Source organism: Azospirillum thiophilum (assembly GCF_001305595.1).
GTDB lineage: Bacteria > Pseudomonadota > Alphaproteobacteria > Azospirillales > Azospirillaceae > Azospirillum > Azospirillum thiophilum.
Genome location: NZ_CP012401.1, coordinates 712,829 through 729,015, shown reverse-complemented (window position 1 = coordinate 729,015; position 16,187 = coordinate 712,829). Strand labels below are relative to the sequence as shown.

General features: G+C 63.6%; 19 protein-coding genes. 9 read left to right on the top strand and 10 right to left on the bottom strand.

Annotated features, from left to right (window positions below):
- The first annotated feature begins 68 nt into the window (after positions 1-68).
- Entirely contained in the window at positions 69-2,309 is a 2,241-nt protein-coding gene (gene recD2 / locus AL072_RS03270) for an SF1B family DNA helicase RecD2 (RefSeq protein WP_425388569.1), read from the top strand.
- 464 nt (positions 2,310-2,773) lie between these two features.
- On the opposite strand, the gene AL072_RS03265 is transcribed toward recD2, so the two are convergent.
- Positions 2,774-3,142, bottom strand: coding sequence for a hypothetical protein (locus AL072_RS03265; protein ID WP_045581533.1), 369 nt, complete (start codon positions 3,140-3,142; stop codon positions 2,774-2,776).
- 56 nt (positions 3,143-3,198) lie between these two features.
- Positions 3,199-3,366 (bottom strand): hypothetical protein, encoded by a 168-nt coding sequence (locus tag AL072_RS34835; protein WP_158511039.1) that lies wholly within the window; start codon positions 3,364-3,366, stop codon positions 3,199-3,201.
- Between the two features lie 310 nt (positions 3,367-3,676).
- Between AL072_RS34835 and AL072_RS03260 the strand changes: the two genes are divergently transcribed.
- Together AL072_RS03260 and AL072_RS03255 are read left to right on the top strand one after the other, a co-directional pair.
- A complete protein-coding gene (locus AL072_RS03260; protein WP_144428134.1) occupies positions 3,677-4,309 on the top strand; it encodes a hypothetical protein in 633 nt (210 codons plus the stop codon).
- Positions 4,310-4,454: 145 nt separating this feature from the next.
- Positions 4,455-5,108, top strand: a complete 654-nt coding sequence (locus tag AL072_RS03255; RefSeq protein WP_245636740.1) for a recombinase family protein — start codon at positions 4,455-4,457, stop codon at positions 5,106-5,108.
- Positions 5,109-5,120: 12 nt separating this feature from the next.
- Here AL072_RS03255 and AL072_RS35495 read toward each other — a convergent pair whose 3' ends face one another.
- On the bottom strand, positions 5,121-5,774 hold the full coding sequence (locus AL072_RS35495) for an SEC-C metal-binding domain-containing protein (RefSeq protein WP_158511038.1): 654 nt from the start codon (positions 5,772-5,774) through the stop codon (positions 5,121-5,123).
- A gap of 79 nt (positions 5,775-5,853) precedes the next feature.
- The gene (locus AL072_RS03250; RefSeq protein ID WP_045581536.1) at positions 5,854-6,762 is read right to left on the bottom strand and encodes a hypothetical protein; all 909 of its coding nucleotides are present in this window, start codon (positions 6,760-6,762) and stop codon (positions 5,854-5,856) included.
- A gap of 281 nt (positions 6,763-7,043) precedes the next feature.
- Here AL072_RS03250 and AL072_RS36200 point away from each other — a divergent pair, with 281 nt between their 5' ends.
- Both AL072_RS36200 and AL072_RS03245 read left to right on the top strand, forming a co-directional pair.
- Positions 7,044-7,379: a GIY-YIG nuclease family protein gene (locus tag AL072_RS36200; protein WP_144428132.1), complete on the top strand. Its 336-nt coding sequence runs from the start codon at positions 7,044-7,046 to the stop codon at positions 7,377-7,379.
- Positions 7,380-7,399: 20 nt separating this feature from the next.
- Positions 7,400-7,804 (top strand): hypothetical protein, encoded by a 405-nt coding sequence (locus AL072_RS03245; protein WP_045581537.1) that lies wholly within the window; start codon positions 7,400-7,402, stop codon positions 7,802-7,804.
- Between the two features lie 43 nt (positions 7,805-7,847).
- Here AL072_RS03245 and AL072_RS03240 read toward each other — a convergent pair whose 3' ends face one another.
- Positions 7,848-8,408 (bottom strand): helix-turn-helix domain-containing protein, encoded by a 561-nt coding sequence (locus AL072_RS03240; protein WP_144428131.1) that lies wholly within the window; start codon positions 8,406-8,408, stop codon positions 7,848-7,850.
- Between the two features lie 334 nt (positions 8,409-8,742).
- Here AL072_RS03240 and AL072_RS03235 point away from each other — a divergent pair, with 334 nt between their 5' ends.
- Positions 8,743-9,078 (top strand): hypothetical protein, encoded by a 336-nt coding sequence (locus AL072_RS03235; protein WP_045581538.1) that lies wholly within the window; start codon positions 8,743-8,745, stop codon positions 9,076-9,078.
- 43 nt (positions 9,079-9,121) lie between these two features.
- On the opposite strand, the gene AL072_RS03230 is transcribed toward AL072_RS03235, so the two are convergent.
- Entirely contained in the window at positions 9,122-9,418 is a 297-nt protein-coding gene (locus AL072_RS03230; RefSeq protein ID WP_045581539.1) for a hypothetical protein, read from the bottom strand.
- 724 nt (positions 9,419-10,142) lie between these two features.
- Here AL072_RS03230 and AL072_RS03225 point away from each other — a divergent pair.
- Complete coding sequence (locus AL072_RS03225) at positions 10,143-10,751, top strand: recombinase family protein (RefSeq protein ID WP_307420799.1); 609 nt, start codon at positions 10,143-10,145, stop codon at positions 10,749-10,751.
- Here AL072_RS03225 and AL072_RS34120 read toward each other — a convergent pair.
- Positions 10,711-11,097: a hypothetical protein gene (locus tag AL072_RS34120; protein WP_144428130.1), complete on the bottom strand. Its 387-nt coding sequence runs from the start codon at positions 11,095-11,097 to the stop codon at positions 10,711-10,713. The two genes, AL072_RS03225 and AL072_RS34120, sit on opposite strands and share 41 nt — an antisense overlap.
- A gap of 256 nt (positions 11,098-11,353) precedes the next feature.
- Between AL072_RS34120 and AL072_RS03220 the strand changes: the two genes are divergently transcribed.
- Positions 11,354-11,590, top strand: coding sequence for a hypothetical protein (locus tag AL072_RS03220; protein ID WP_045581516.1), 237 nt, complete (start codon positions 11,354-11,356; stop codon positions 11,588-11,590).
- Between the two features lie 724 nt (positions 11,591-12,314).
- Positions 12,315-12,698, top strand: a complete 384-nt coding sequence (locus AL072_RS03215; RefSeq protein ID WP_045581515.1) for a hypothetical protein — start codon at positions 12,315-12,317, stop codon at positions 12,696-12,698.
- Positions 12,699-13,175: 477 nt separating this feature from the next.
- Here the strand turns inward: AL072_RS03215 and AL072_RS03210 are convergent, their stop codons facing one another.
- The 3 genes from AL072_RS03210 to AL072_RS03200 form a co-directional block, all read right to left on the bottom strand.
- Positions 13,176-14,102 carry a restriction endonuclease gene (locus AL072_RS03210; RefSeq protein ID WP_045581540.1) on the bottom strand — a complete coding sequence of 309 codons (927 nt, stop codon included), beginning with the start codon at positions 14,100-14,102 and terminating at the stop codon, positions 13,176-13,178.
- A gap of 123 nt (positions 14,103-14,225) precedes the next feature.
- Positions 14,226-15,275, bottom strand: coding sequence for a DMT family transporter (locus tag AL072_RS03205; protein ID WP_045581541.1), 1,050 nt, complete (start codon positions 15,273-15,275; stop codon positions 14,226-14,228).
- A 140-nt stretch (positions 15,276-15,415) separates the two neighbouring features.
- On the bottom strand, positions 15,416-16,165 hold the full coding sequence (locus AL072_RS03200; RefSeq protein WP_045581542.1) for an SDR family NAD(P)-dependent oxidoreductase: 750 nt from the start codon (positions 16,163-16,165) through the stop codon (positions 15,416-15,418).
- Between the last annotated feature and the right edge of the window lie 22 nt (positions 16,166-16,187).

The following is a 16,187-nucleotide window of genomic DNA, read 5'->3' as shown; positions in this document are numbered from 1 at the left end:
GGCAATCCCGGACCTCATGTATCATCGCCCAAAGCTGAGTTGGAACAACCGGCTTTCCAGCCGCTCGCGTGACGGTCAAGATGCCGCATTCACCCGCAGTCGAACACCGGGAATTCCTCTCGGGCCTGATCGAACGGGTCACCTACCACAACCCCGAGAACGGCTACTGCGTGCTGCGGGTAAAGGCTCGTGGCCACCGGGACCTCGTGACCCTCATCGGCCATGCCGCCTCGATTCAGCCCGGTGAATGGGCACAGGCCAGCGGCAACTGGGAGGTCCACCGAGAACACGGGCAGCAGTTCCGGGCGACGCACCTGAAAACGGCCCAACCGACCTCCCTGGAGGGAATCGAGAAGTACCTGGGTTCCGGGCTAATCAAGGGCATCGGCCCGGTGTACGCCAGGAAGCTGGTGAAGGCGTTCGGCGAGGCGGTGTTCGACATCATCGAACAGGACCCGAGTCGTCTGTCCGAGGTCACAGGCATTGGGCCGAAGCGGGCCGCCAAGATCACCTCGGCCTGGGCCGACCAGAAGGCGATTCGGGAGATCATGGTCTTCCTCCAAAGTCACGGTGTCGGGACCTCGCGGGCCGTGCGGATCTTTAAGACCTATGGGGTGGACGCCATCGCCCTTGTGACCGAGAACCCCTACCGGTTGGCCCGTGACATCCGGGGCATCGGCTTCAAGACTGCCGATATGATCGCGGAGAAGTTGGGTATCCCGCAGGACGCCATGATCCGGGCCAGGGCGGGCATCTCCTACACCCTGCTTGAGGCGGTCGATGACGGCCACTGCGGATTGCCCAGGGACGACCTACTCACCACGGCGGAGAAGCTCCTGGAGATCCCGGTGGCGATCCTGGAGGACGCGATCCGGCTCGAACTCGACGACGGTGTAGTCGTCGCCGACCAAGTGGCTGATCAAGACTGCGTATTCCTCCGCCGGCTTTGGGAGGCCGAGCGGGTGATCGCCGGCAGGGTTGCGTTGCTGCGGGAGGGGGAGCCACCTTGGCCCAGTGTCGACGCTGACAAGGCCATTCCGTGGGTTGAGGGGAAGCTCGGCGTCAGCCTCGCCGCGAGCCAGAAGGACGCGGTCAGGATGGCCCTGGCGTCGAAGCTCATGGTGATCACTGGGGGGCCGGGCGTCGGCAAGACCACCTTAGTGAATTCGATCCTGAAGATCCTGGCGGCCAAAGGCGTTCATGTCCTCCTCGCCGCTCCGACCGGCCGGGCTGCGAAGCGGATGACTGAGGCAACCGGCATGGAGGCCAAGACGATCCACCGCCTGTTGGAATTCGACCCCACGACCGGCGGCTTCCGCCGAAACGAGGAGATGCCCTTGCAATGCAATCTCCTGGTCCTGGACGAAACCTCAATGGTGGACGTTCCCCTCATGGCGTCGGTCCTACGGGCTGTGCCGGCGAAGGCGGCTGTCATCCTGGTCGGCGATGTGGACCAGCTACCGTCTGTAGGACCGGGGCAGGTCCTAGCCGACACCATCGAGTCGGAGGCGGTGCCGGTCGTCCGTCTGACAGAGGTCTTCCGACAGGCGGCGACCAGCCAAATCATCACGAACGCTCACCGGATCAATGCTGGCCAGATGCCGGTCCTGACGCCGCCGAAGGACGGCGAGACCACCGACTTCTACTTCGTCGATACCGCCGACGCCGAAGATGCGGTCAGAAAGGTCGTGGAGATCGTCCAGCACCGCATCCCCCGGCGGTTCGGGTTCGACCCAATCCGCGATATCCAAATCCTGACCCCGATGAACCGTGGTGGTCTCGGTGCCCGCACGCTGAACCTCGCCCTCCAGGCGGCCCTGAATCCGGCGGTCGATCAGCCCGCCGTCGAGCGGTTCGGCTGGACCTACCGGCCCGGCGACAAGGTCATGCAGGTTGAGAACGACTATGACAAGGAGGTCTACAACGGGGACCTGGGGCTGGTGACCGCCATTGATCCTGACGCCCAGCAGGTCGTGATCAACTTTGACGGTCGAGACGTAGTATACATTTTTGGGGAACTCGATGAGGTCTCGCTGGCTTTTGCGACCACGATCCACAAGTCGCAGGGCTCGGAGTACCCGGCAGTCGTCATACCCATTGGGATGCCACACTTCATGATGCTCAAGCGGAACTTGATCTACACTGGGGTAACGAGGGGCAAGAAACTCGTGGTCCTAGTTGGTCAGCGGCGGGCAGTGGGGCTCGCTGTTCGAACTGCTGAGGACGGTCGAAGGTGGTCGAAGCTCCGTGAAATCCTGAAGAAGCCTGTGCCGGTCAAAAATCAGGCCGGCACTTGGCTGACTTCTTGAGGGCCAGCCTTCAAGGCACACGGGAAAACCGCATGCCCCAGGCTCCCGCAGTCATTCCTCAGGTGCCTGTCGGAGGAGTGTCCACCGACTGGTCGCCGTCCCCAATCGTGAGGGACCGCACCGAGAGGTTCGGCGTAGTGTCGCTGGTTGGTACGTCGCCCACGATCACAGTCCGGCTGACCGTGGACCAGCATCTCGCCGGGACCGACGGTAGCGTCCGGATCGGCCTCGACTTGCAGAAGACGAGCATCCGATGCACCTGTGGGGCGATGTCGCCCCTGTACCCCCCCTGGCGGCAGCCTCGATTGGGCTCTGCCAGAGGCCGCTGTCAACGGCCTTGTGGACTGCATTGACCATGACGAGCTTGCCTCGCTGCTCCACCATCTGCCGGCCGGATCGCTGCCGGCCATGCAGGTTTCGCTTTGATAGCGAAACACCCCAGCATTCATCCATCTGAGAAAGACTTAGACATACTGAATGGAGCAGTACTGAATGGAGCAGTTTCGCTGGAAGTCGTCCCAGTCAATATTCTCAATAGCTTTATTGAAGCTCTGCTTCTCATCTTCATGAACGGGAAGCAGAGAGGCACCGCCTGCGTCAACTTCAACCTCAATTCCGCAGCCATCCACATCGAACTGCACCCAATGAGCATCCGTTGGGTTCCACGGACAAGGGGAAATGTCGACGAGAAGATCGCACGAAATGGCTTCATCGTTCTCCCCAAGAGTAAATCGGTAGGACAGCTTAACCTCGGAATAGAGACGGAAGGAGAATCCGGCTGCGAATTTCTGAGCCAGAAGCTCCGAAGCACTGATGCAGGTATCGATGTTCATTGGTGACATCCTTGTATACGCATGAAGAGAGAGTTTCACTGTATTGAGGATAGAGGTTAGCTTGGACTGGCCATTTCCTCGGCCAGCATGGACAGGATCTGGAAGTCGAGATCAATGGCGTCGTTGTTCACGACGAGATCCGTCACGGCATTGAACAGCAGGCTGGAGATCCGCTCGGCAACAATCGGTGGGACGTTTTCACCGAGAATTCGGTAGGCGTTCATTTGCTTGTCTCTTTGGCTATTTTGACGTTGGCCCTGACAGAAGCTCTACAGGCTCGGAAACGCTGAAGTCAAAATTCCGGATTTGAATTTCAAGCGGTTGAATGGGTCAGAATTGGAGCAACGGTCTCTAATCCGAACAGATCCGGTCCGACATATGTGACAACGGCGAGGCTGACCATGATGGAATTCTCGGCCTCATCCACAGACACCGATGTTCATCAGGGGGAAGCATCGCGACCAGCTTGCAAAGCTCATTGTTTTTTCTCACGTCGGTCAGTGTGGTTGGATTGTTGATCCCGAGCCTACGTGGGTGGAATCGCTCAAGTCAAAATTCCCGACGGTGCCGGAAGGCCGCATGGGGGTGATGAGCGACAGGCTGATGATCCCCGTAGAATGGTCAGGCGGCGGGGAGGTCGGCTTCGGTGTGCCCGCCCTGGAGCGGCTCATGCACGCCGACGCGTGGCAGTCCATCTGGCTGGGGCGGCGGGAAGCCCTGTGGCAGATCCGGGCACTCGGTGCCGAACCGCTGCCGTTGTTCGCAGCAGCCGACGCCAGAGCCCAGTCGGGGGACAACCGCGGACCGGTCGAGCGGGGGACGAACCCGACGTGGACCTGCCCGGCGATGTGGCTGCTCCAGCAGCACCTGGAGCAGCCACCGGGCGATGAAGCCCCGGATCGCTGGGAGGATTTCCCGCCCTGGTCCAGGGCGGCCCTCGCGGGCCTTCTGACGGCGTTGCGGCAGCCCCGACTCGATCTGTCGCCGGCCGACCAGGAGACTATCTGGATGGTGGTCACGGCGGACATCTACCTGCCGCCCGGCCTGGAGGCGGCCCTGCCACGGCTCCAGGAGGTGCCCCGAGAGGTCATGGTGATGAAGCTGATCGCCATCGCCCAGGCTGGTAACAATACCTACGGTGCCGGCGTCCCCATCAGGCGGTCCTGACCGACGGCCGCCCGGATGTCATCGACCACCGTCATCCCGCAATCCGCACCGGCGTGAGTTGACAGTTCTCGGAACCGTGGGATGTTCGAGTTCAGTGAACGACGGTTTAATGGGTTGTGACATGCGATACGTGGCGTATTATCGGGTGAGCACGCGAGACCAGGGTCGCAGCGGTCTCGGCCTGGACGCCCAACGGGCCGCCGTCCAGCGGTTCCTCCGCGACGATGACACTCTCGTCGCCGAACACCAGGACATCGAGACCGGCAAGCGGGACGACCGTGAGGGTCTTGGGCAGGCGTTGCGGGCTTGCCGGATTTACAATGCGGTTTTGCTGATTGCCCGGTTGGACCGACTCAGCAGGAACATCGCCTTCGTGACCCGCTTGATGGCTGATGGCGTCCAGTTCGTCAGCGTGGACAACCCGGCCATCAACGAGTTGACCGTTCACATTCTGGCCGCTGTCGCAGAAGCCGAGAGGAAGGCGATTTCCGAACGAACCCGCCTTGCCCTAGCCGCAGCGAAAGCCCGCGGCACCAAGCTGGGCAACCCCGCCAATCTGAAAGGACAGGACGAAGGACGGCAACGCGGAGCGGCGGCCGTTGCGGCCCAGGCCGCCAAGCGTGCAGCGGATCTCCGCGACGTAATCGCCGCCATTCAGGCCGACGGCGTAACAAGCCGGCGGGGAATTGCCCGCGAACTCAACCGCCGCGGCATCCGGAGCACTCGCGGCCAGGACTGGTCGGCCGGTCAGGTCCACGTCCTGCTGGGCCGCCTCAGCCATGTCATCCCTACCGCCTAGGTGCGACCACCCTCAGTCGTTTCCGTGGCATTTTTTGAATTTTTTGCCACTCCCACACGGGCATGGGTCATTCCGACCGACACGTCTTTGATTCTGCCCTCGGCCCTTTTTGCCATACCGCTCTGCTAGGTAGTTCAAGAGCACCTGCTGGCGGGATGCGAGAGGAAACAGTTCGGCTGGATTGAACGAGACTGTCAATCCCACAGATTTTCTTTCCATAAATGCCGCCATTTCGGCGGCATTTTCGAGAAATTCACGAAGATATGGGTCGTCAGCGATGGCAAGTCTTCTGTTGTCAATCCGTCGATTGCTCTCCCAATCATAAACCGTCTCCGGATCAGGAACGAACAGGACCTTCTTTTCTCTTTCGGGTCGGGGCGTCACATCGATCAGATCGCCCGTTGGGGATCTCCAGACAGCGTGGTGCTCCGCTTCGATGAACACCTCCGGCCATTCCCAGATGCTCCAGCCGTAGGCGATCTCCCCGCCATCTCTTTCGACCTTCGCGGCAACGTTCGGAAAGCACTCGCTGACGACAGCGGTGGGTTCTGGGACAACCGGCACGAACACGGGAGGTGCCGGAGCAATGCTCCGGCAAAATTCCTCTATAATATTCGTAACGGCTTTAGGAGTTGAAGAATTCAAAGCCAACGGGGGGAAGTCCATGCCGCCCTCTGAGGAGTAATACATCGGGTTGAACCAAGAACCGGTCAGCGTTCCAGCAAATACACGCTGCCTCCTCTCATCAGGCGGTTATCTGCCACCCCGTCAAGTCGCTGGATGCAGGCTGACAGACCGTGTGCTTGATCGTCCAGTTGTTCACGTCCTTCGCACCGCTCACGATGGCGGTGAGGTCACCCGTGAAGCTGGGAGTCTTGTCCACGACACGCTGGATGGTCACATCGCGGCAGTTATTGCCCCCGCGATTGTATCGCTCGCCCGCCCGGACATTGCCGCCAACGGCCTCCACCATGAGCCAGCCTGAGCGGCCCTCCGGGTTCGTCACGGCATCGTGCACGGCCTTGGCAATCTGTTGCCGCTCCGTCTCGACGAGGCGGGAAAGGTTCGGCGACCCCGTCATCTGGGCGGTCAGGGCGTCGTATTGGGCGATCAACTCCTGGGCCGCCTTGGCCTTCGGCTGGGCAAACCGGATCGGCTTCAGCGTGGACGACAGAGGGGAAACTTCAGCCAGGAAGGCTTCGTTGTTCGCCCCCGTGTTGGCGAAGAGATCGACGCCTACGAAATCGTGCACCGGCGATGGACTCCGCTTGCTCTGGGTCGAGAAAATGTCAGCGATGAACAAGATGCGGTCACCCGCGGCACAGATCCCGTAGGCGTAGCGGCCGTTCTGTTTAGCACAGAAGGCGGCGAAATCCCGATGGAAGGCCGCGATCCCGCCAGCCGCCGAGGCCACGTCCTTCTGAACACGTTGGTACGTTTGCCCTTTTAGCTCGTTGGCACTGCCCATCACCTTGCTGAGGCCGGTCGTGTGATCGACGAACCGGACCTTGGCGAAGGACACCACGTCGTTGGAGTTGGCTAACGCGAGGGCCGGATCAGTGTTCGCGAGGATTCCGCCCCCGCCGTTGCTGGTCTGGCAGGCAGAGATCATCAGCGTCGCGGCCAGAACCGCGGGAAGAGCGAGCCGGGGCATTTTCGTTTCCGATTGAGTGTTCCGCATGCAGCATCCTCTCCGGATAGCATGAACAGAAGCCGCTCTCAACTTACGACACAACTCCAGAAGCGGTTCTGCTCCTGGACATTGGGTCGTGCCCACCGGCATGCCGCCCAGCAGTGTCGCGGCTCAGTCTGCCATTCATCAGGGCCGCCACGGCGAAGACCGCAGCCCCGTTACGGCAGCGGGTCTTCCCTGTGGCATGGTTGCACACGCCCCGGAAGTTCACGTACCATGATTTTCTCACCTTGGGGGCGTCGATGGGATACAGGCCACGCTTTCTGTATGTTGCGGTTTCTATTGATCACCCAAATCGCGTGAAGGTTGGAATCTCAGATCATCCAAGGCAACATGGCGAAGAGCTTTGTCTCGGTTCGTACGCGGGCTCAGACCGGTGGCGGATTGCATTCGCCCAAAGGATTTGGAATGCCGAAAAGGCCGAGCGAATGGCCCATGGAGTTCTCAAGAGGCGGCATGGTCGGGCTGAGGGTTTGGTCGGCGGGAACGGTAGAAGATCACGGGAGGTGTTTGAAGCTCCGTTCCAGCATGCCGTTGCACTTGTGCGAAAGTTCGGCCGCGATTTTGGCAGTCGATGACCCGGACGGACACACGTCAAATGTTCCTCATCCTTCCTGTGGCTTTCTTCGGTTTGTTCCTCTACGTCCTCACGAAGGTCCTGAAAGCCGCCGTTCGAAGCCAGGAGGTTGCACGCTTCGGGAATGGCAATGGACTCGCCGAGTACAAGGACAACCATCCGGACTGCTGCTGCGAGGGCACGGTCGCCTGTTACGCCTGCGGGGGCGGCGACATCTGGCTGGAAAAGGTCGCTGACGACTGCTTCAACCATCGGTGCCGGGCGTGTGCGACCCTGCTTTACCAGTCGAACACCCGATACCCGGCCGGTACACGCCAGTCCGAGCAATACCGAAACCTTCGGGAATGGATGGAGGGTGAACGACGGAAACGCCAGCTTCAGGCCCACCGAACCGAACCGCGGCACGACGACGAGAGAGTACATTGAGGCTGCGACCTTCTCCTAACCGTGCCTACCTCGGCCTGAGACCCTATCCCAGCACGTCCTCGACGGCCTCAGGGTGCTGCTCGATCACCTTCAAAAGGATGCGGGTCGGGGAATCGGGTTGGTAGCGACCCTGTTCCCAGTTCTGCACCGAATCGACATCGAAGCGGAACTGGACCGCGAACTCCTTCTGGGTCACCCCGAGTTTGGCCCGGATCGCCTTCACGTCGATGGAGACCGGCGGATGCGGGAAGCCCACCGCGACACCCAGCCGCTCTAGCGTGGAGACCACCTCGGCCGGCTCCGGAGCGTCCGCCAGCAGGACAGGCAGCTTCTCCCCGGCGACCAGCCGGGTGACGACCTCGTGGGCTTTGCGGAGCACCAGCCCCCAGCGGGCCAAGGTCTGGATCAGGGTGACGGGGTGATCGACGGCCCCGCCGAGCCGCAGGACGACGCTAACGGTGGAACGGATGGGGCTGGGCTTCTGGCCCCGCTGCTTTCCTGTTGTTCGGGTCGCTCCCTGAACGACAACTTTCCGGACATTGGCGACCTCCGGCAGCTTGCGGCCGACAGCGTTCAGCCCCGACCGCCCCAGGGCGAACATCACGCCCCCAGTCGAACGTCAGGGCCACCCCGCCGACGGCGATCTGCTCCACGGAGACATCGAACACCTTGACCAGGATCACCACCGAGGCCACGGCCAGGAGGTTCTGCTTGGTAGTTCGGGTCGCGGTCGAGAGGGGATTGGCTACCATGCTGGGGTTCCACGTGGTCGTGGATCAGGTCCGGCGGGTGGCCGGAAAAAGACCAGAAGATACGCTCGGCCGTGCAACCCTAAGGCCATCCTGACCGCGTCCTTTATGACGTTGTGGTGCATCGGCGGTCGATTGTGCAATACAGCCTGATCCGCTGGCCCAGGCCGGCATGAAGAGGAATTGACCATGAACCGCGTGGTAATCGTCGGGGCTGCTCTGGTGGCTCTGCTGTCCGGTCCGGCCCAGGCTCAACTGGGACCGCCGCAATCAAAAGTTCAGCGTCCCGTCTGCGAGGTGATTCAGGACGCCTCCAACTTGATGGATCTTCAGCCCAAGCTTTCCGATGCAATGGAACAATGCGGGTCGGAAAGCTGGGTGTCCGTGAACCTCGGAATCTTTTCCGCGGCCGATGTGGCGGGTCTGATCTGTCGGCCGGGTCTCCCCGTCGTGGTTGACGGGGGCAAGCTGGGATGCATGGTCGGCGTGTGGTCGGTTAACCGCCGGGTCGTCAAGACCAAGTAGGAATGGTGGGCCTGGGCCGCTGGAATCCAGAACGGTACAGGCCCTATTTCCCTCTTGGCGGTTCAGGCGGCGTGATCCCCACCTCCGCATCGGTCAGGTACCGATCCCGTTCGACCATGAAACAGCGTTTGATGGCTGGCCTCTCCGCCGTGGGAGTATGGGTGGAGTACCCGCAGACCTGAAGGGAGCCGGTTGCCGAATCCAAGACCCAAACCGACGTGTCCCCGGCCTTGACCATCTGGAACTGACCGACGTTGGATGGTGGGCGGCCGACAAGTCCATACAGGACGGAGCCGCCCAGAATGGCGGCCGACACGACAATTGCGGTCTGGGTATTCATGAACTTCCTCTGGGATCGGTCGGGAGCGACAGCATAACAGCAGTTGTACAAGGGTCGAGCCTTGTCCGGAAACGGCCCAGAACAGCAGTTGGGGATCGCGTGATCAATACGCCCAATGCCGCAAGGGGGTTCGGTCATGTCCCCCCTCGGTGAACCGGAGCAATCACCCCGTCCCGCGACTTCACCATCATCCTATGACTGTTCCATCCATCGGCCTTGGCCTGTCGGCGGATGGTCGGCTCCGAAACGCCGCGTGTGGCCGCGATCCGGGCCAGCGGGTTGTCGGGGAAACTGCGTGGCATGCGGGCAGTGTAGCGGCCGGGCGGGTGGAAATCGAAATTCCACTGTTCCAGGACCGGGCCATGGCGTCCTGGACGGCGAACGTCCCGGCCCGGTGTACCGGGGGCATGTTCCGTTCGGGTCGGTCGGCGAGGCGTCGGCTGACGGGAAGAGCGGATCGGGGGTACGGCCCAGGTCGGGGTCAAGAACGGCTCAGGATGCGGGCTGGGATTGGGCTCAGTATGGAATGAGAGAACGGCAGGGTGGAGAACACTGGGAAAGCACCAGCCCGGCTTGGTCGAATCCTGAAGCTCTGACGCTTGGGTCTACCCCCCCGGCATAGCATGGTCGAGGGGGCAGCCGCCATGTAATCCCACATGGCCCTGCCGGTGCTACCCAGCGGGCCTGAGTGCCACCGGGGCCGGATTTGACAGTTTTGGAACCCATGGTTCACTGGGTCCTTGAGTTGTCAGGAACCGAGGACGCCATGCTGGTCGGCTACGCCCGCACATCCACCCATGATCAGGTCGCCGGCTTCGAGGACCAGATCGAGCACCTGAAGCGGCTCGGCGTCGAGAAGGTCTTCGCCGAGCAGGCGTCGGCCGTGGGAGACCGGCCCCAGCTTGCGTCCTGCCTGGACTTCCTCAGGGAGGGCGACACGCTGATCGTCACCCGCCTGGATCGCCTGTGCCGGTCCACCGCCCACTTCTGCGAGGTGTTTGACCGGCTGGAGCGGAAGGGAGCGGCGATCCGCGTCTTGGACCTCGGGATCGACACCTCCAGCCCCACCGGCCGGATGGTGGCTGAGATCGTCGTGGCGGTGGCGGCGTTCGAGCGGCGGCTCTTGCTGGAGCGGCAGCGGGTCGGCATCGCCGCGGCCAAGGCCCAGGGCAAGTACCGCGGCCGAGCCCCGACGGCCCGGCGGCGGTTCGCCGAAGTGATCGAACTCCGCCGGGCCGGCGTGCTGCCGGCCGAGATCGCCATCCGGCTCGGCATCAGCCGGTCGTCGGTGTTCAGGGCGTTGCGGGAAGCGAAGGCATCCGCAATGCCCTGAACCACGCCGCCGTTCCCACGACAGGTCCGTAAGGTGCATCAGACCGCGAGCGGTTGCCCGGAAACTCGACCTCAATGCCGATAGACCCGACATAGATCGGTTCGACCGGCACGTCCGGCTGATTCTTCCAAGCGGTCAGATGCGATGCCAAAAGGTCCCGAACGGCTTCTTGTCCAGGCAGGTGGCTCTCGGCAATCAAGGACGCCCGAGCAACCGAAATGACCAGATCGGCAACCACCTCATGGCTCACCGGTCCGGTATGTTCGTAGTTCGAATGCCCAAGGATCACCCAGATCTTCTGTTGAGTTCCGTCCGCCCAGCGGATTTTGACGGTAGCCAGTTCCATTTTTGCTTTCCCTTCGTATGTGGAGGCCCTGTGACCTCGCTGAGGTCCTGGCTACCTGACTCCGAATCGGGAAGTCGAAATTAAAAGTTCCGGGCAGACGCCTTTTCATCGCGATGCCGATGCCGATGGCGGAGCGGCGTGGCCCCGGCGATCCAGGCCGTCCTGGACGGGCGGGACGGCCGTCCGGAACCCGGCCGGTAAATACCCGGAGCCCGTCACGGGGCCAGCCGACAACCAGCCAATCCGAGGTCCCGCCATGAAGGCCAGCGAGGTCTATTTCAACCGCAGTCCCCGATCCCAGCATCCCCACGACCATGTCGCCATCCTGGTCCTGGATGGCTCGAACTGGGTCCGGTTCCGCTCCTTCTTCGAGCCGGGTGACGCCGGTGTCGTGATCCTGGACGCCCAGGTGGACGGCATCGACCGCATCGTGGTGCGGGCGGGGTGTGCGACCCAGGAGGTCCTGGAGCGACTCTGCGACGGCTGGGCCTGACGGTCTGGCCCCAGGGGGGGAAAACCTTCTTTCCCTACTTAGAGGCACCAATCCTCCCGTTCTGCCCAGGTCAAAGGGGGGGAAAACCTTCTCCTCCAGGAGGAGGAGAACGCTCCCCCGCCTCTGCCCCGGTCAAAACGAGATGATCGAACCTAACACCGGCCCTCCCGGCGTGAGTCTCGGGCTTCGCCCTCGTCTCCCGCCGTGCCGGGCCTCGTTGCCGACTGCGTCGCCGTGGGGAATTCGGCCATGCCAGCGGCTTCGGGGAAACACGGTCGTGGCCGCTCCTGCGTCGCGACCACGAGGTGCCGACCTTCGCGGCCCTCGCTGCCGCTCGGCCCGCTCCGGCCGGCACCGGAGTGCTTCGCCGGATCTGGATGGGTCGGAACCGCCGTGCCCGAGCTTGCGTCAGGGCCGGTATGGCCCGGCTGTCCGGCGGGTCGCTGCCGTTCAGACCGGGCTGGCGAGGTGGGCATCGGCCGAGCCCAGGGCCAGGATGGGTGCCCGGCCTGGATCGCGGAGACCAGGGAAACCGGGGGCCAGGATGAGCCGCCCCATCACCAGGAAGGCTCGCCGGGAATTTTGCGTTCCGAAAAGGCCGGGTGGTAAAAATGAAGGAGGAGAAGAGCGAGGACCAATGGGTAATGCACGCCCAATCCACGAACGGCTGGAAATGCACAGTGAGGACGACCTCAATACAGGATGCCGGATCTGGAAAGGAAGAGTGGACAAGAACGGCTACCCGGTGCTGAAGATCAACGGCGAACGTGTATGCGTTCGCCCCGTAGCCTTCGAAGCGGCCTACGGAAACCGTCTCAACTCCAACATGGTCGGGCGACCGCAGATTCGCATGACCTGCGGGATGAAGACCTGCATCAACCCCGCCCACATGACCGTCCGAACCGACGAGGACCGATTGTTCCTGGAGATCCGGCAGGAGGTCTACCTGAACGGCCGGACCAGGGCCGAGGCGAACCCCCGCTTTGCATTCATGACGACACCGAAGTTCGTTGACGCCGAGGCACGCCGACAGCTTGAGATCCGGCTGGCCAGGGAGGCACCGCTCACCCCAGAAGTCCAGGCGATCCTGGATCAGATCCGCCGGTAAGGGTGAGGAACGCTGGCGGCCATGCCGGCGAGGCCAACAGCGGGATCGGTAACGATCCGATCACTCCGGCTGGTTGCCGCAACGAGGTATGACGGCCTCATTTGCCGCCCTGGGCGTGCCGCTGACCATGCCGTTCTGGAACCACTCGACCGCCAAAAGCCGGTGCTGGACAATGTCACCGGACAGACCTGACCCGGTGCCCGCATGACCCTCCTCGGCTCCACCAATTTCACCCTCCCGCGGAGGGGCATAAAAGTTCTGTAGAGTGGTAGCGGGCGTAGCCGGGAACGGCTTTCGGCCCGCTTTTTATTTTGGGGTTCGATGCGGTTGTCATGAAACGCAGGAACCTTCCGCCCTTTGTCTGGCAATCGGATTCACGCTTCAAATCGATTCCGATTTTACTCGATCCGATCCAAGCCATGGGCCGAAGCGACGGCCCGGCGGACCGGATGGCCCGCCGGTGGCTCCGCGCCCCTGCTACTCGAAGAAATCCTCGTCCACCCGCTTGATGTGCAGGGTCTCCTCGATCCTGCACCCGACCTCGTGGCGGATCATCAGCCTGGCCAGTTGGATGCCGTCGATCAGCACGATGCGGGTGCCGAGCCGGTCCGCCGTCTCCCTGGCCGAGGCGGTGAAGGCGGAGGTGGTGACGAACAGCCCCTTGGTCGCCTTGAACAGGTTCAGGCTGCCGAAGAAGTCGCGGATCGCCCCCGCCCCGACGGTGTTGCCGTCGGCGTAGCGCTTGGCCTGGACATAGACCCGGTCCAGTCCGAGCGGGTCCTGGTCGATGATGCCGTCCACACCGTCGTCGCCCGATTTGCCGACCAGGGCCTTGTCGAGTTCCGTGACCGACCCGCCATAGCCCATGGTGATCAGCAGGCGGACCACCGTCTTCTCGAAGAAGGCGGGCGTGCCGGACCGCACCCGCAGGAGGATCTCGTCGGCCAGCGACGCCTCGATTCGGGCATGGGCCTGCCGCATCACCTCGTCGGGGGTGAGCGGGTTGTCGGCAACCGGCAGCACGGCTTCGGCGATTTCGGCAGCCTCGGCCGTTCCGGCCTCGCCGTCGCGGAAACCTTTGAAGCTCTGGAATTGCTCCAGGAATCGGATGGTGATCTTCTCCGGCGGCGACTTCAGCACGCTCCGGCCCTCCGGAGTGATGCGGAAGTGAGCCCGCCGGGCCATTTCGACCAACCCGGCCTTATTGAGGTAGCTCTTCGCCCAATGGACCCGGTTGGCGAAGGTCGTCTGCCGGCCCGACGGCAGAAGCTGGGCCCGCTCCTCGTCGGTCAAGGTGAACGCGTCGGCAAGCAGGTCCACCACATCGCCGATGCGGACCTCGCCACCCCCGGATGCGGTCTTCAGGACGGGGAGCATCAGGGTCTGGAAATCTGGAATGGCCATCGCGAGCCCAACGCCCCTTCAAAGCTGTGCAAGGCGGCGGCACTCTATCAGACCGGGTGCGGCAGGCAACGGCGTTGACCGCGAGCGGGCTTGCCGCCCGCCGCGGTTCGTCCGGTCCGTGCCTCAATGTGTGTGGACGTGGTGGGCATCGGGGAAATGGGCGTGCCGGTGCCGCAGACGCCCATGACGATGCTTGTGGGTGTGCGGCTCGGTCACCGGGCCGTCATGGGCGTGCCGGTGGTGCTCGTCATGCATGTGCGGGTGATCGTGCTCGACCTCCTCGTGAACATGCTCATGGTCGTGGTCCTCGGTCAGGTGCAGCCAGACGCCCAGTCCCATCAGGACCGCCGCGGCGGCCAGCCCGGCCGTCAGCGGCTCCCCGAACATAAAGAGGGAGACGATGCCGCCGACGAAGGGGGCCGTCGAGAAATACGCCCCGGTCCTGGCGGTGCCGAGATGCCGCAGGGCGACCACGAACAGCACGAGGCTGATGCCGTAGCCCAGCAGCCCGACCAGCATGGCCGCGATCATCGTCGGCACGGCGGGCAGGCCGGCGCCAAGGGCCAGGGCGATCCCGACATTGACGCCGCCGGCGACCAGACCCTTGATCGCGGCGATGTCCACCGGATCGGCCAGCGACACCTTGCGGGTCAGGTTGTTGTCCACCGCCCACATCAGGCACGCGGTGGCGACCGCGGCCGGCCCCCATCCTCCGGCGATGTCCACCGCTCCGCCCCAGGAGAGCACGACCGCCCCCGCGACGATGGCGACCATGCCGGCGACGAGCCGCCGGTCGACGCCTTCCCGGAAGACGAACCACGCCAGCAGGGCGGTAAACACCCCTTCCAGATTGAGCAGCAGCGAGGCGGTCGATGCCGAGGTCGCCGTCAGGCCGAACATCAGCAGCACCGGTCCGGCGATCCCCCCGGCGAAGACGGCGGCCAGCAGCCAGGGCCACTCGGTGCCATGGAGGCTCCGTTCGCTCCGCCCATGCTGCGGAGCCGTCAGCCCACGGGTCAGCCGAACCAGCCCCAGCCCGATCCCGGAGCCGAGATACAGCAGCCCCGCCAGCATCCAGGGCGACAGGTCATGGACCAGCAGCTTCGCCAGCGGCGTGCTGACGCCGAAGAGCACCGCCGCCAGAATGGCGGTTGCCGAGCCTGTTCGACCCATGGGGCTTCGTCCGACCGGGGGTGGAAAAGTTCTCCCGGCCGACCCTGATGGAGGTGCCGGACATTGTCCAGCCGATTGGCCGCCCGTCCTGCCGGGGTCGGACGCCGGGACCTTCCGACCCCGGTATCGGGGTATCGGGCCTACAGGCCGCCGGCCACGTCGATCACGCCGCCGGTCATGTAGCCGGCGTTCGGCCCCGCCAGGAAACAGACGAGGGCCGACACCTCCTCGAGCGTCGCGATCCGGCGGATGGGGTGCAGGTCCATGATCGCGTCGGGGAGATTGTCGCGAACCGCCGCCGCCATGTCCGTCGGCATGATGCCGGGCTGGACGACGTTGACCGTGATGTTGCGTCCGCCGAGATCGCGGGCGACGCCCCTCGCATATCCGGCGATGGCCGCCTTGGTTCCCGAATAGTCGGCGACGCCGGCGAACGGGACGCGGCTGCCCAGGAGGGAGCCGATGAAGACGATCCGGCCGCCGTCCGGCAGTACCGCCGCCGCCGCGCGCGTGGTCGCCACCGTGCCCATCACGTTGATCTGCCACTGGCGGTCTAGATTGACCGTGTCGAGGTCGGGGTCGTCGACCGTCCTGCCCTGCACCGCGATCGCCGCGTTGGCGACGAGGATGTCGAGCGTGCCGAAATGCGCGACCACCGCGTCGACCAGCGGCCTGGCCGCCGCCATGTCGGCCTGGTCGCTCCGGATCGCAAGGGCGCGCACGCCCTTCGCCTTCAGCGCCTCGACCACCGCTTCGGCCTTTTCGGCCGACGCCACGTAGCTGATCGCGACATCCGCCCCCTGGTCGGCAAGCGCCAGCGCGGCGGCGGCGCCGAGCCCGCGCGAGCCGCCGGTGACGAGCGCGACCTTGCCCTTCAAAATGGTCGACATGAGTGGTCCTTCCGTTGTGCCA

Excerpts from the sequence above, each read along its gene's own strand:
- AL072_RS03265 (WP_045581533.1), bottom strand. The coding sequence starts at position 3,142 with ATGAACATCGATACCTGCATCAGTGCTTCGGAGCTTCTGGCTCAGAAA.
- AL072_RS34835 (WP_158511039.1), bottom strand. The coding sequence starts at position 3,366 with ATGAACGCCTACCGAATTCTCGGTGAAAACGTCCCACCGATTGTTGCC.
- AL072_RS35495 (WP_158511038.1), bottom strand. The coding sequence starts at position 5,774 with ATGGACTTCCCCCCGTTGGCTTTGAATTCTTCAACTCCTAAAGCCGTT.
- AL072_RS03250 (WP_045581536.1), bottom strand. The coding sequence starts at position 6,762 with ATGCCCCGGCTCGCTCTTCCCGCGGTTCTGGCCGCGACGCTGATGATC.
- AL072_RS36200 (WP_144428132.1), top strand. The coding sequence starts at position 7,044 with ATGGGATACAGGCCACGCTTTCTGTATGTTGCGGTTTCTATTGATCAC.
- AL072_RS03245 (WP_045581537.1), top strand. The coding sequence starts at position 7,400 with ATGTTCCTCATCCTTCCTGTGGCTTTCTTCGGTTTGTTCCTCTACGTC.
- AL072_RS03235 (WP_045581538.1), top strand. The coding sequence starts at position 8,743 with ATGAACCGCGTGGTAATCGTCGGGGCTGCTCTGGTGGCTCTGCTGTCC.
- AL072_RS03230 (WP_045581539.1), bottom strand. The coding sequence starts at position 9,418 with ATGAATACCCAGACCGCAATTGTCGTGTCGGCCGCCATTCTGGGCGGC.
- AL072_RS03225 (WP_307420799.1), top strand. The coding sequence starts at position 10,143 with ATGGTTCACTGGGTCCTTGAGTTGTCAGGAACCGAGGACGCCATGCTG.
- AL072_RS34120 (WP_144428130.1), bottom strand. The coding sequence starts at position 11,097 with ATGGAACTGGCTACCGTCAAAATCCGCTGGGCGGACGGAACTCAACAG.
- AL072_RS03220 (WP_045581516.1), top strand. The coding sequence starts at position 11,354 with ATGAAGGCCAGCGAGGTCTATTTCAACCGCAGTCCCCGATCCCAGCAT.
- AL072_RS03210 (WP_045581540.1), bottom strand. The coding sequence starts at position 14,102 with ATGGCCATTCCAGATTTCCAGACCCTGATGCTCCCCGTCCTGAAGACC.
- AL072_RS03205 (WP_045581541.1), bottom strand. The coding sequence starts at position 15,275 with ATGGGTCGAACAGGCTCGGCAACCGCCATTCTGGCGGCGGTGCTCTTC.
- AL072_RS03200 (WP_045581542.1), bottom strand. The coding sequence starts at position 16,165 with ATGTCGACCATTTTGAAGGGCAAGGTCGCGCTCGTCACCGGCGGCTCG.